The organism is Streptomyces scabichelini (assembly GCF_011045015.1).
Classification (GTDB): Bacteria; Actinomycetota; Actinomycetes; order Streptomycetales; family Streptomycetaceae; genus Streptomyces; species Streptomyces scabichelini.
In genome coordinates, this window is the sequence record NZ_JAAKZY010000265.1 from 1 (window position 1) to 13,040 (window position 13,040).

9 protein-coding genes are annotated in these 13,040 nt (G+C 70.5%); 3 read left to right on the plus strand and 6 right to left on the minus strand.

Going from position 1 to position 13,040, the window contains the following annotated elements:
* Window positions 1-160: 160 nt before the first annotated feature.
* Window positions 161-541: a hypothetical protein gene (locus G5C60_RS44665; RefSeq protein ID WP_165268944.1), complete on the minus strand. Its 381-nt coding sequence runs from the start codon at window positions 539-541 to the stop codon at window positions 161-163.
* Window positions 542-832: 291 nt separating this feature from the next.
* Here G5C60_RS44665 and G5C60_RS44670 point away from each other — a divergent pair, with 291 nt between their 5' ends.
* Window positions 833-1,888, plus strand: coding sequence for a LacI family DNA-binding transcriptional regulator (locus G5C60_RS44670; RefSeq protein ID WP_338146107.1), 1,056 nt, complete (start codon window positions 833-835; stop codon window positions 1,886-1,888).
* 116 nt (window positions 1,889-2,004) lie between these two features.
* Here the strand turns inward: G5C60_RS44670 and G5C60_RS44675 are convergent, their stop codons facing one another.
* Together G5C60_RS44675 and G5C60_RS44680 are read right to left on the minus strand one after the other, a co-directional pair.
* Window positions 2,005-3,231, minus strand: a complete 1,227-nt coding sequence (locus tag G5C60_RS44675) for a beta-1,3-glucanase family protein (protein WP_165268948.1) — start codon at window positions 3,229-3,231, stop codon at window positions 2,005-2,007.
* A 221-nt stretch (window positions 3,232-3,452) separates the two neighbouring features.
* Window positions 3,453-4,238, minus strand: a complete 786-nt coding sequence (locus G5C60_RS44680) for a VOC family protein (protein WP_165268950.1) — start codon at window positions 4,236-4,238, stop codon at window positions 3,453-3,455.
* A gap of 374 nt (window positions 4,239-4,612) precedes the next feature.
* Here G5C60_RS44680 and G5C60_RS44685 point away from each other — a divergent pair, with 374 nt between their 5' ends.
* Entirely contained in the window at window positions 4,613-4,858 is a 246-nt protein-coding gene (locus G5C60_RS44685; RefSeq protein WP_165268952.1) for a WhiB family transcriptional regulator, read from the plus strand.
* Between the two features lie 27 nt (window positions 4,859-4,885).
* Here G5C60_RS44685 and G5C60_RS44690 read toward each other — a convergent pair whose 3' ends face one another.
* Window positions 4,886-7,396 carry a prenyltransferase/squalene oxidase repeat-containing protein gene (locus G5C60_RS44690; protein WP_165268954.1) on the minus strand — a complete coding sequence of 837 codons (2,511 nt, stop codon included), beginning with the start codon at window positions 7,394-7,396 and terminating at the stop codon, window positions 4,886-4,888.
* A gap of 157 nt (window positions 7,397-7,553) precedes the next feature.
* On the opposite strand from G5C60_RS44690, the gene G5C60_RS44695 reads away from it, so the two are divergent.
* Complete coding sequence (locus G5C60_RS44695) at window positions 7,554-10,898, plus strand: hypothetical protein (RefSeq protein ID WP_165268956.1); 3,345 nt, start codon at window positions 7,554-7,556, stop codon at window positions 10,896-10,898.
* An 81-nt stretch (window positions 10,899-10,979) separates the two neighbouring features.
* Here G5C60_RS44695 and G5C60_RS44700 read toward each other — a convergent pair whose 3' ends face one another.
* Both G5C60_RS44700 and ddaH read right to left on the minus strand, forming a co-directional pair.
* Window positions 10,980-11,957: an acyl-ACP desaturase gene (locus tag G5C60_RS44700; RefSeq protein ID WP_165268958.1), complete on the minus strand. Its 978-nt coding sequence runs from the start codon at window positions 11,955-11,957 to the stop codon at window positions 10,980-10,982.
* Window positions 11,958-12,164: 207 nt separating this feature from the next.
* Window positions 12,165-12,941, minus strand: a complete 777-nt coding sequence (gene ddaH, locus G5C60_RS44705) for a dimethylargininase (RefSeq protein WP_165268960.1) — start codon at window positions 12,939-12,941, stop codon at window positions 12,165-12,167.
* Window positions 12,942-13,040 lie beyond the last annotated feature (99 nt).

Sequence of the window (13,040 nt, forward strand, 5' to 3'; positions counted from 1 at the left end):
GTTCCTGGTGAAGAAGGCGGACGGGACCATTCCTGGATATGAGCCACACGAGCACTGAGCTCCCGGGGGGCCAGCCGCGGACCAAGGGCCGGTGTGCCGAGTCGGCAGCTGCCGACTCGGCACACCGGCCCTGTCGTTTTCCGGGATGCCGGTCCTGGGATCAGTGGCCCGAGCGGTCCACGGCGACGCAGGAGGTCTCGCTCAGTACCGAGACCGTCTCATTGCCGCAGTTGTTGCTGTGGCCCGAAGCGTTGCGGGCGTAGAACACGTTGGACAGGACGCCCCCGCTGGGGCCGGCCTGGTCGCCGCCACCGCCCTTGTGCTCGTCGTAGGTCTCGCAGGTGTTCTTCTTCAGGAGCGCCAGGTTTCCCGCACCGCACAGGTTGGCGTGGCCGGAGGAGTTCCTGCCCGCCACGTTGGACAGCAGACCGCCCGCACCCGCGTCACCGTCACCGCCCTGAGCCGCCGCCATCCCGAGGGGTGCCGCCATCAGCATCCCCGCCAGAGAGGCCACCACCGCGATACGCCGTACGCCGTACATGTCTGTTCGTTTCCTTCCGCAGGTCCGGGTCTGGCCGCGTCGGCCAGCCTCATATGACGTAACGACGAATCCGCTGGTCGGAATGGGGTTCAGTACGGTGAATCATCAGCAAAGCGGTTGATCGGTTACTCCGAATGAATCCCTGACAAAAAGCCGTTGACGGGAGTGCGGGATCAACCCGCCCAGGACGTGCTGACGTCCATGGCGGGAAAAGGATCAGGGAGCGCTCTCAGCGAAGCGCCGACCAGGGGCTATCCTGAGCCGCAACCACCGCCCCTGAGGAGCCCCGACGTGACCGAGCCGTCGACAGCGCCGCGTCCCACGCTGGAGGCCGTGGCGGCCCGGGCGGGGGTATCCCGGGCCACCGTGTCGCGGGTCGTCAACGGCGGGGACGGCGTACGGGAGCCCCTCGTCGAGCGGGTCAGGCGGGCCGTCGAAGAGCTCGGTTACGTCCCGAACCAGGCCGCGCGCAGCCTCGTCACGCGGCGGCACGACGCGGTTGCCGTGGTGATCGCCGAACCGGAGACCAGGGTCTTCGCGGACCCCTTCTTCGCGCTCCAACTCCGGGGCATCAGCAAGGAGCTGACCGCGCACGACTCCCAGCTCGTGCTGCTCCTCACCGAGGGCCGGGACGACCACGCGCGCGTGGGCCGTTATCTGGCCGGCGGCCACGTCGACGGCGCGCTCGTCTTCTCGCTGCATCTCGACGACCCGTTGCCCGGCCTGATCCACGGCGCCGGGGTGCCGACCGTGTTCGGCGGGCGGCCCGGCTGGGGCGAGGGGACGCGCAGCGCGGTCTACGTCGACAGCGACAACCGGGGCGGCGCCCGCGAGGCCGTACGCCATCTCGTCGCGCTCGGCCGTACGCGCATCGCCCACATCACCGGCGCCCTCGACCAGACCTCGGCGGTCGACCGGCTCGACGGGTTCCGGGACATCATGGTGGACGCCGACCCGCGGCTGATCGCGGAGGGCGACTTCACTCCGGCGGGCGGCGAGCGTGCGATGCGTCAGCTTCTGGACGGTTGTCCGGACTTGGACGGCGTGTTCGCCGCGAATGACTTGATGGCCTCGGGGGCTCTGCGGGTTTTGCGGGAGCGGGGGCTTCGGGTGCCCGAGGATGTCGCGCTGATCGGGTTCGATGACATGTTGCCGGTTGCGGAGCAGACCGACCCATCTCTTACGACGGTTCGTCAGGACATCGAGGAGATGGGTCGGTTGATGGCTCGGCTGCTGTTGCGAGGGCTGGCCGCCGGGTCCGCTGGCGCGGGCTCGCAGGGGGGCGTGGTGAGTGCGCCCTCCAGCGTTGTCCTGCCGACGACGTTGGTGCGGCGCGCTTCCGCGTAGGGTTTCGCGACCACGTCTGCCCCGCAGGGTAGTAGGGCGGGTGCGGGTTCGTTGTGGCTTGTCGCGCAGTTCCCCGCGCCCCTAAAGGGCGCCCCCCTGATCGCTGCCTATCAGGGCTAAGAACCCACCGTTACCGTGAAGCGGCGCGGGTTGCCGTCATGAGCCGCGCCCGACACGTCCGGTTCGCCGTCCGGACGTACGTCGTCGTACGGGAAGGCGTAGCCGATGGGGGAGTTGGCGTGCACCACACGTGACCAGTGGTTGGTGGTCTCGCCCTTGTAGTAGTCGGCCGCCGTCGCCCCGTTCGGCTGGGTGGGGTGGGTGAGCATGATCGAGCGGTTGAAGCCGGCGGCCAGGCGGGCGAGGAGGCCCTTCTTGTCGTCGGGGTCACCCGGATTGTTGGCGAACGGGCCGTGGTTGCAGGTGAAGATGTCCTTCGAGGTGGGCTTCGCGAAGGTGTGGCCGCCGTTGAAGGTGAGGGTGTCGCCGCTGACCCGGCCGGTGAACACGCCCCGTCCACCCTGAAGATCGATCTTGAGGTCGGTGGTGCGGTACTTCTCCCACACCTGGTCGATGTAGCTGTTCCAGACGTCGCGGAACGGCATCTCGGCGGGGCGGTCGAAGTAGGGAGCCATCAGGTTCTGCGGGGAGACCACCCGCAGTACGCCGCCGCCGTCGCCCCGGATGACGAGCTTGTCCCAGGGCTGTCCGTCCTTCGCTGCCTGCGCCGCGAGGTCAGAGGCGATCTTGTCGACGGCGCCGTCGGGCAGCGGGGCGACGGTGTGCGTGGCGTCGCCCTCCAGCGTCAGGCCGATCGGCAGGGCGGTCACCAGGTCGACGTAACTGATGTTGGCGTACAGCTGCTGGGGGTTGAAGGTGAACTCGCAGAACGACCAGGTCTTGCCGTAGTTCGCGTCAGTGGATGTGGCGAAGGCGGGCTCGACCAGCGCGGGGCCCGGGTTGAGGAAGAAGTCGAGGGTGTCGTCGCGTACGAAGTAGACGCGGGCGCCGTACATCTGAGGAAGCGTCAGCACCTTCGGTGCGGAACCGGCGGCGCCGAGCGGGATGGCGCAGTCGACGGGCAGCGGGGTCTGGGGTGCCGAGGGCGACTCCGGCCGGTAGACGCCGCCGTCGGCCCGCAGCAGCACCCAGTTGCCGGTGGACTGCTCATGCCCCGTGACGTACGCGCGGACCGTACCCGGCAACGAGGCGTTCTCCAGGGCGAGTTCGCAGGTGGCGGGGGCCGCCTTGGCGTCGGGGCTGAGAGCGCTTCCCCAGACGGGGTAGCTTGCGGCGGTTCCTACCGCAGCGGCTCCGGTCAGGAACGTTCTGCGTGAGATCACGGAAGGTCTCCTGGGATGTGGGGGTGGCAGGCAGGACGGGCCGATGTGAGTGGGGGATCGGCTCGGTTCTGCGGTCTGCACCAATGTTCCCAAGGGGAGTTGAGGCGTCAAGGGTTATGACTGAGAGCGCTCTCGGAATCTTCTTCCGTTCACAAGTTGACGATGGAATGGCCGGGCCTCACTCGAGTGAGACCCGGCCTCGCCCCGGCCGTGCGCTTGCCTCAGCCCTGCGGCGGCTCGCTCTTGATCACCGCGAAGCGTGCCCCGTACGGATCGGTGAGCTTGGCCATACGGCCGACGCCCTCCATGCTCGTGGCGGGCGTCCGGACCGTGCCGCCCAGCTCCTCGGCCCTGGCGACGACGGTGTCCGTGTCCGTGACCTCGAAGTACGGCAGCCAGTACGCACTCTGCTCCGTGGGATCGTCGGCCAGCGGGACGAAGCCGCCGAACATGTCGTCCTCCTCGGTGCCCGCGGGGTTGACGCAGGTGTACGTGCCGCCGGGGAACTCCACCGCCGAGGTCTCCAGGCCCAGCACCGCGTTGTAGAACGCGGCCGCCGCGGCGATGTCCGGTGTGTACAGCTCGACCCAGCACAGGGAGCCCGGGTCGCCGGCCACGTCGACGCCCTTGAGTTTGCCCGGCTGCCAGATGCCGAAGGTGACGTCCGCGTTGTCGCTGAGGATGGCCATCCGGCCCTGGTCCATGACGTCCATGGGCGGCATCGGCACGCCGCCATGGGTCCCCTCCGCCGCCTTGACCGTGGCTTCCACGTCCGGGCTCTGGAAATAGACGGTCCAGGAGGGCGGGCCCTGGTCCTCGGTGGTCTGCATGCCGCCCGCGGTGGTCTTTTCGTCCAGCTGGAAGAAGCCGTAACCGCCGGCCTCCGGGCCTCCCGACTGGAAGTCCCAGCCGAAGATCGCGTGGTAGAAGGAGCTGGCGCCGTCGATGTCGCGCGTTCCCAGATCGACCCAGCTCGGTGCGCCGGTGACAAAACGGGTGGTGAGCATGATGCCCTCCTCTATGAGGGGTCCCGTTGCCTGCTCTGATGAGTCTTGCACCGGGGCGCTGCCGCTGGGCTGAGCGGGGGCTGTTGGTTACCCTGTGTAGTTGGCCTCCCTTAGGTTGTATGTCGGCCTCAGGCCCGTTGTGGCTTGTCGCGCAGTTCCCCGCGCCCCTGACGGGGCGCCCCCCTGACGGGGCGCCCCCCTGACGGGGCGCCCCCTGCGGGGCGCCGCCTGCCGTGGGGGTAGGACGTGGCGGCCGAAGGCTCCGCGCGCCGTCGTGCGTGCCGTGGGTCGGGCGGGCATCATCCGGTGGGGGGATGTGGGGGCGTTGATGTCGCGTTGATCGAACGTTTTTCGGTGACCGGCACTGTCTCCGCATGCACTTCGAAAGTATCGCCGCGCCCGACCTCTCCTGGCAGGAGCAGGCGCTGTGCGCGCAGACCGGAGCCGACTTCTTCTTTCCTGAACCGGGTAGTTCGGTGCGCGAGGCAAAGCGCATCTGCGGACTGTGCGAGATGCGCTCCGCGTGCCTCGAGTACGCGCTCGCGAACGACGAGCGGTTCGGCGTCTGGGGCGGACTGTCCGAGAAGGAGCGGCTCAGCCTCCGGCTCACCCGCGACTGAGGCGGGGCCCTCTCACTCGTACACCCCTCACTCGTACGCCACCGTGAACTGCCGCGTCCCGGCCGGGACCTGCACGTCCTGCCCCGTCACCGTCAGCGCCCGCCCCTCGGCGGACGCCGCCCGTACGCGGCCGAACCGGCACGGATAGACGAACCGCACCTGCTCCGGCGCCTGCGTGATGTCGACCGTCACCGTGCGCCCGGCCGAGTCGTGCAGGAGCCGGTACCCGAACGGCGCCCCGAAGAGCGTCGGCGCCGCGTCCACCGCGATCCTCTCGCCCTCCGGCACCCAGTGCGGACGTACACCGGGCGCGATGTACACATGCGGATCACGGTCCTCGTCGGCCTCGAAGAAGAGGATGTCGCGGATCAGCAGCAGATACTCGGCGGCCGCCCAGCCGTGCGGGATGTCGCCCATGTACCAGCGGGGGTACGGGACTTCGGCGAAGTCCGAGGCGATCGGGAACGCGTGCTGCTCGTTCCACGCGCCCAGCGCGGCCGCCCGGTCCGCCGTTCGTGGGAAGCCCGCGCCGACCGTCCAGCCGAGCAGTGCGTCCATCCGGGCGGGATCGCCCGCCAGCAGGTACGCGTGCGCCAGCTGCATGGTCAGATACGGCCCGTACGCGTTCCAGGCTGCCTCGTGCCGGTAGCCGCCGGTCACGAAGTGCGCGTACATCGTGTCGAGCGTGCAGCGTGCCGCCCGGTCGATGTCCTCGCCCAGCTTGTTTCCCATGTGCAGGCGCAGCGGGTGGAAGTACGCGGCCGTGCCGATCATCGTCGAGTCGAGCCGTCCGACGTCGGCCGGGCCGGTCGGGATGTACGTCTCCCAGGCGCCGCGGGCGCGCTGCTCGCCCAGTACCCAGCGGATCGAGTCGGCGGTGGCCCGCTTCAAGTCGTCGAAGGCGGCCCAGAGTTCGGGCACTTCGGGTGCGCCGATGCGTTCCCCGAGGCGGGCCGCCTCATAGAGGCCCGCGAGGCCCCAGAGGTCGTCCCAGTAGTGCGGTTTGTCGCGCTCGCCGAGGTGCTCGGCGCTCCAGCCGGCGTGCAGCAGGCCGTGTGCGTCGCGGTTGTCGCGCAGCCAACGGGCGGCGTCGCGTACGTAGGGGACGTACAGCTTCTCGCCGAAGGCCGCCCCTCGACCGCTGGTGCGGTCGAAGCGGCCGATCGCCCACAGCGCCTGGCCGTTGCTGTCCCACTCGCGGTCGTCCTTCTCGTGCGGGCCGCCGTAGAAGCCGTACTCGGCGCACGGCCCGATCCGGCCCGTGCCGCGGTTGAACTTCAGCGGGTAGTGCGTGCCCAACTGGTGCTCGGCCAAGGCCGAATCGCCGACCAGTGAACAGGCCGTGGCCTCCACCGACGAGTCGCGGATCCAGAACGAGTCGTAGACGGTCGGCCCCGGATGGATCTCGCCGTGGTCGGAGAGGATCAGCAGCTGCGAGCGTGCCTGCCGGAAGAGGTCCGTCAGATGCGCCACGGGCCGGGGCAACTGGGGCTGGAGTCCCTGTCCGAGCAGTTTCGCCGTCCAGAAGTCCCGGTTGGCCGACTCCAGTTCGTCGGCCGGAGTCCCTTTCAGCTCGGCCAGATCGGCGGCTCCGCTGTACACGTCGACCGGCAGCCGTACGTCGATCTCGAAGACCTCGCCACCCACCACCCGGAACGGCCAGGCGAACACGGCACTGCACAACCCCGCCACCTGGTCCTGCGCCTCCAGCGCGCCGTTGAGCTTTCCGCCGGTCACCAGGTCGTGGAACGCGCTGTGCGTCAGATAGGAGCCCGGGTCCAAGGAGGCGTCCAGGTTGCCGTACACGCCGTACTGCTCGGGCGGGGTGTCGAAGACCGGACCCCAGCCGGAGTTGGTCTCCACGCGCTGTTCGTCCGGCAGATGGCGCAGGAACGTCAGACGCCGGTCGGTGATCTGGCGGCCGTTGCGGTCGTGCCGCTGGAACCCGCTCGGTCCCGCCGGCATGACCGCCGCACACAGCAGCCCCTCGCGCGGCCGCCCCCCCGGACTGCCCACCGTCACGCGGGTGACGACCAGGTCCCGCTGCCGGTCGCCGGTCGCCGTCGCGAAGGTGCGCTGCACCAACTCGACGCCTTCCCGCGTACGGAACGTCGTCAGAACCACCGGCAGATGCGGTGCCTCCATGCGCTGCTCGACGGTCCCCCGGAATCTGTCCGGGGGGACCCCCGTCCCGGTTCGCTCGCCGTCCGGCAGTTGAGGCAGCCGCACTACGCCGGATGCCGGATCGTGGAGGAAGAAGGACAGACAGTACTTGTCGTAGACCGGTTCGATCTCGCCCGCCTGCCCGATCAGGGCTTCCTGGTGATGGTCCTTGACACCGACCATGTGCCAGTAGCGGTACAGGGCATTGGAGGCGAAGGCCGCCTCCTTCGAGTCGTACGTGAAGGCGTCGAAGTCGTCGCTCCAGCGCCGGAAGGCCTGCTGCGCCCACCAGGGAACGGGATACGGGACTCGCGCCCGCTCCGCCCAGCCGCGCCACATGACCTCGTAGAACATCCACTCATGGGTCTGGGCCATGGTGTTCACCCCCTTCGGGCACCGTTGCACCGCGGAGGCGGAACGTAAATCGGTAGGACGGCTCGAAGATGCGCGGCTCGTCCTCCATGGGTTCGCGGGCTCGTCTTCCTCGGGAAATCAGTACACGCACCCACTCCCACCAGACACAATCCACCCCATGACCCGCACCCCCCAGGATCAGGCCGAGAGCCTGCTGAACGCCCTCGATCCGCTGCCGTACCCGCAGCGCATGCGTGAACTTGCCACACGCGTATGGGAGTTGGACGAGCCGCGCACGGTGCTGGACGAGCTCGAAGCGCGTGGCCCCTACGAGCGCGGGCTCGCCGTCGTGGCGGCGGCCGTCTGCCGGGACACCGAGTGGATCGCGGACAGGATCGCGGATCCCGACTCCTTCGTGCGCGGGCACGCGCTGCGCGTCGCCGAGAGCCTCCACGTGCCGGACTCCGCCTACGAGTCGGCCCTCTCCGACGCGCCCGAGGCGGTACGCAGGCAACTGCTGCACGCCGTCGTCGCGGGCCGGCGCACAGCGCTGGCGGACCGGCTCGTCGACGGGCTGCGCGACAACTGGGGCGACGCGGAGGCGGCACGGCTGCTGCCCGGCTGTTCTCCGGAGACGGTCGCACGGTTGCTGCCGTCGCTCTTCCACGCCGTACGAGGATGGAACGCACTCGGCAGGCGCCACGCGGGCGCTCTACTGGACGTGGTGGAGCGCGAGTTGACCTCGCTCCCCGATGCACTGCGGGATGTCTGGTGGCAGCGGCACGCGCGGGCCGTCGCGGTCACCGTCGCCTCTCAGCCGCTGCGCGCACTGGAGCTGGTCGAGCGTTTCGGCCCGGCCGAGCTGCCGTACCAGCTCCGTCACCGCTTGGGGGCTTTCGCGGCCGTCGCTCCGGGGCGGGTGCTCCGGCTGCTGCTCGACAGCGGATCCCACGCACGACGCGGGGTGCCCAGCCCCTCCGTGCTGCGTACGCTGGCGCGGTCCGGAGCGGAGGAACTCGCCGCGTACGGAAGGGCGTTGGCCGATGCGGGCGATCTCGCGCCGCTTCTCAGGGCGCTGCCGCCCGCACGACGACACGCCTTCTATACGGCGGCGACGGAGGGCCGTGGCCCCGGTGCGGTGACCGTTGACGCCGTCATCCTCCGGGCGCTGCCGCGCAGTTGTGTCGCCGAGGAAGCCCGTCGCATGGTCGGGGCGGCCCGGGAACGCGGGGCGGCCTGGAGCTCGGTCCTGCTCGCCGAATCCTTCCTGCCCGTCGCCGAGGTGCGCGAGCGGCTCGTCGAGGCTACGCGCCGCCCCGCCGCCGAGGACCGGGCCGAGGCCTGGCCGTTGCTCATCGGCAACGCCGCGCGCTCCGGCGACCCTGCGGCCGTCACCGCCGTACTGGAGGAGATGGCACGGCTGCGCAACGAGCAGGACCCCGTGCGCTCGGCCGCCCTCCGGGCGCTGGCCGCCACCCGGGCCGCCCTGTTCACCGAGGACGCCGAGCCGCACCTCGACCGGATCGCCGTGGACGCCGTCGAGGCCCGCGACTCCTCACCCGCCACGCGACAGCTGCTGGGCCGGCTCGCCCTCGTCGTGCTGCGCGAGCACGCGGCAGGCGGTCTCAGGGAGTTGGTGAACTGGGCGCTGCGCACCCTGGTCCGGATCTCCGGCCACACGGGCACCGCGGACCTCGGCCGCCTCGACCGCTCCCTGCCTCGCGGCCAGGAACACCGGGTCTACGAAGCGCTGCGTCCCTGGATCGAGGCGGGCGCCGAGAAGGCCGACTACAGCCTCGCCTTCCGCCTCGCCAGGGCGGTCGGCCGGCGCGCCGCCGGCATGGCCGAACTGCAGGAACTGCTGTGGCAGGCCATCCGTTACGGCAACGACACGACCGTCCGCACCGCGGTCGAGCTCTGGCTGGAATCGCCCGCCACCCGCGACGAACGGGTGGCGCGGATCCTCGCCCACGAGCCCTCGGCCGGTGCGTTGGCTCCCGTCCTGGGGATCCTCACGTCGCGCCGCACCGATCTGCTCGACCCGCTGCTGGCCGACTCCCCGCCGTACGGCCGGTTCCTCACGAAGGGGAAGTCGTGGACGGTGCCGGTGGGCCTCGCGGCCCGGCGCTGGGTTCCCCGCCAGCACCTGGCCGCGGCACGGCAGTTGGAGACGGTGGCAGCGGACTCCCGGCTCCCGCTGTTCGCCCGGACCGGGGCCGTCGAACGGAGCGCTCTCATCCCGGGCACAGGCGCCGATCTCGTACGCCGCTGGACCATGTCCCACGACGTCGTGCTCGCCGAGGCGGCTCTCGCCGCGCTCGCCCACACCGACCGTCCCGACGAGGCGCTGCCCGAGCTGCTCGCACACGCGGGCGGCGAGCGGGCCCGCGTCGCCGTGTACGCGGCCACGCAGGCGTCCCGGCACGCGGCGCCGTCGCGGCTGGCCGAGCAGTTGCGCGAGGTGCTGGACGCGCCGGACGTGAAGGTGACCAGCCGCAAGGAGGCCGTCCGGCTCGCCGCCGTGCGGCTCCCGGTGCCGGAGGCGGCGTCGCTGCTCACCGAGACCTACGCGCGGCCCGGCACCCATATCGACGTACGCGCCGCCTGTGTCGCCTTCGCGGGCGGGCTGCTGGCGCGGGAGCCCGTGTGGGATCTGCTGCGTGACGCCGCGGGCGCAGAACCGGTGCTGAGGACGGCCGTTCTGCGGGTCGCGCCCCTCGACCTGCCCGAACCCCACCGCGAGGGCTACGCCCGTCTCGTCCGCGACGTCTGCTCCACCGACGACCCCGAGACCGCCCCACTGGCCTTCGACGCGCTGGCCCGCTGGGCTCCCTGGTATCCCGACGCACCGGCGGTGCTGGCCCACGCCGTGACCAACCTCGCCGACCGCACCAGCTGGTACGCGGCGGCCAAGGGGCTGGTGACCACCGCAGCCGGCTCCGCGCAGGGGGCGCGTGGCCTTCGGGGGGCGCTCTACACGCTGGCTGAGTTCCCGGACGACAACGACACCGACGGTGAGGAACGCCGTGACCGTCCCGCCCGCCGCCGTATCGAGTACCTGGTCGCCTGCCTCGCCGAGCACGCCAGGTCGGCCGCCGGATCCGTCCGGCCCGCAGCCCTCGCCGCCGTTGAGCTCCTCGCGCAGTACGACGCCTACGTCGCGCAGGCCGCCGCCGTCGCGGCCTGCCACCTGGATCTGGACGCGGAGTCCCCAGGGTTCGACCGGCTGGCCGCCCTGAGCGCCGGGCGTCCCGCGCTCGCCGCCCGTACCGCCCGCGAAATCGGTGAACGCCTGGAGCGCCGGGCCCAGGAGGGCGACCCTGAAGTGCTGCTGTCCGAGGTCCGGCGGCTGACCGCGCACGGCGGCAGTGCCGAGGGCCTGCTCGCCGTCTCCGTCACCGGGGCGCTCGGCAGCCGCACGGGCTGGGCCGCGCCCTGGCGGGAGCAGCTCAGGGCCCTGCGGCGGCATCCGGTGGCCGATGTGCGGGACGCGGCGCTGGAGGAGGTGACGGCATACGAATAGGGGGCTTTCGATGCATCTCCGACGCGGCGGAGACGCATCAAAAACCCCCACGGTATGAACCGTCGGTCGGCCGATGAGCGGTCAGCCGGCCGCGCGAGCCGCCATCCGTGCCTTGCGGGTTGCCAGCTTCTCGTCGAACTTCAGGGCCTCGGCGTCCAGGCCGCGCATGTACATGCCGAGCTCCTCCTGGGCCTGGAGGCCCTCGGGGCCCAGGCCGTCCAGGTCCAGGACCTTGAGGTGGCGGAGGACCGGCTGGAGTACGTCGTCGTGGTGGATGCGCATGTTGTAGACCTCGCCGATCGCCATCTGCGCGGCGGCACGCTCGAAGCCGGGCATGCCGTGGCCGGGCATCCGGAAGTTGACGATGACGTCGCGGACGGCCTGCATGGTGAGGTCGGGGGCGAGTTCGAAGGCGGCCTTCAGCAGGTTCCGGTAGAAGACCATGTGCAGGTTCTCGTCGGTCGCGATGCGCGCCAGCATGCGATCGCAGACCGGGTCGCCGGACTGGTGGCCGGTGTTGCGGTGCGAGACGCGGGTCGCGAGCTCCTGGAAGGCGACGTACGCGACCGAGTGGAGCATCGAGTGCCGGTTGTCCGACTCGAAGCCCTCGCTCATGTGCGCCATGCGGAAGGACTCGAGCTTGTCGGGGTCGACCGCGCGCGAGGCGAGCAGGTAGTCGCGCATCACGATGCCGTGGCGGCCCTCTTCCGCGGTCCAGCGGTGCACCCAGGTGCCCCAGGCGCCGTCGCGGCCGAAGAGGCTGGCGATCTCGTGGTGGTAGCTGGGCAGGTTGTCCTCGGTGAGGAGATTGACGACCAGCGCGATCCGGCCGAGCTCGGTGACCTTGGACTGCTCCTTGTCCCAGGCCTCGCCGTCCTCGAAGAAGCCGGGGAAGTTGCGGGCGTCGCTCCACGGCACGTACTCGTGCGGCATCCAGTCCTTGGCCACCTTGAGGTGGCGGTTGAGCTCTGTTTCGACAACTTCCTCCAGCGCGTACAGCAGTCGAGCGTCGGTCCAGGCGGAGGACGGGCTGCCGAGGTGAGGGGAAGTAATCGTCATGGGTGCTCCAGGGGGACGGAACGAGCGGTGGGCCGAACCTACGGCATCGTAGGCTACGAAACCGTAGGTTACGACACCGTAGGTTAAGAGCGCTATAAGGGCACCCTCAGTCGGCGTATGTACCCTGATCAGCGGGATCATCACCAGAGGCCGTGTCTTCCGTGGACCCGCAGGTCCCCGGCGGGGCGGGCGCACCGGTCAGGCCGTTCAGGCGTAGAGCTCCCGAAGCCGGACCGAGAGGCATGTCACACAGCCCTCGAGCTTCTCGAACTCGCTGATGTCCACGAGGACGGGTTCGTGGCCGAGATCGGCGAACAGTTCGGCGGTCTTGGGCGCGCTCGCCGCCATGAGCAGTTTTCCGCCGCCCAGGAGTACGACGTGGGAGCCGGACTCCTCCGGTACCGACAGGAAGCGCGGGAACAGCGACGGCGTGTCCACGAGCGGCTCATGCCCGACGACCGTGCCGTCGGGCAGCGCGGTGACCGCCGACTTCAGGTGCAGCACCTTGCTCACCGGTACGGCGACGACATGGGCGCCGAGCGGTTCGAAGGCGGCGCGCAGCTGGTGGATGCCCGCGGCGTTGGTGCGCCCGCCACGCCCCACGTACACCGTGTCGCCGATCTTCAGGACGTCGCCGCCGTCCAGGGTGCCCGGCTCCCACACCCAGTTCACCGAGCAGCCGAGCCGGGCCACGGCCTCCTCGACTCCGGCGGTCTCGTCGCGCCGCGACTCCGCGCCCGGGCGGGCGATCAGCGCCACGTTGCGGAAGACGACCACCGTGTCCTCCACGAACACCGAGTCCGGGCAGTCGTCGGCGGGCTCCACCTCGACGGTCTCCCAGCCGTGCGTGCGCAACGCCTCGACGTACGCCTCCCACTGCCGCATCGCGAGCTCGGCGTCGACCGGTTCCCGCTCGATGTGCGTGACCAGTCCTTCGGCCAGACGGGGGCTGGGTCGGCGGATGAGGGCCTTCTGGCTGGGCACGCGCGGGTCTCCGTATCGCAGGGAATCGCAGTGGATGTCGGGCTCATCATGCAGCGTGCCCCCGCCTCGGCGACAGCCCCCATCGTCAGGCCCCGCGTC

Excerpts from the sequence above, each read along its gene's own strand:
- G5C60_RS44690 (WP_165268954.1), bottom strand. The coding sequence starts at position 7,396 with ATGGCCCAGACCCATGAGTGGATGTTCTACGAGGTCATGTGGCGCGGC.
- G5C60_RS44695 (WP_165268956.1), top strand. The coding sequence starts at position 7,554 with ATGACCCGCACCCCCCAGGATCAGGCCGAGAGCCTGCTGAACGCCCTC.
- G5C60_RS44700 (WP_165268958.1), bottom strand. The coding sequence starts at position 11,957 with ATGACGATTACTTCCCCTCACCTCGGCAGCCCGTCCTCCGCCTGGACC.
- G5C60_RS44665 (WP_165268944.1), bottom strand. The coding sequence starts at position 541 with ATGTACGGCGTACGGCGTATCGCGGTGGTGGCCTCTCTGGCGGGGATG.
- G5C60_RS44680 (WP_165268950.1), bottom strand. The coding sequence starts at position 4,238 with ATGCTCACCACCCGTTTTGTCACCGGCGCACCGAGCTGGGTCGATCTG.
- G5C60_RS44685 (WP_165268952.1), top strand. The coding sequence starts at position 4,613 with ATGCACTTCGAAAGTATCGCCGCGCCCGACCTCTCCTGGCAGGAGCAG.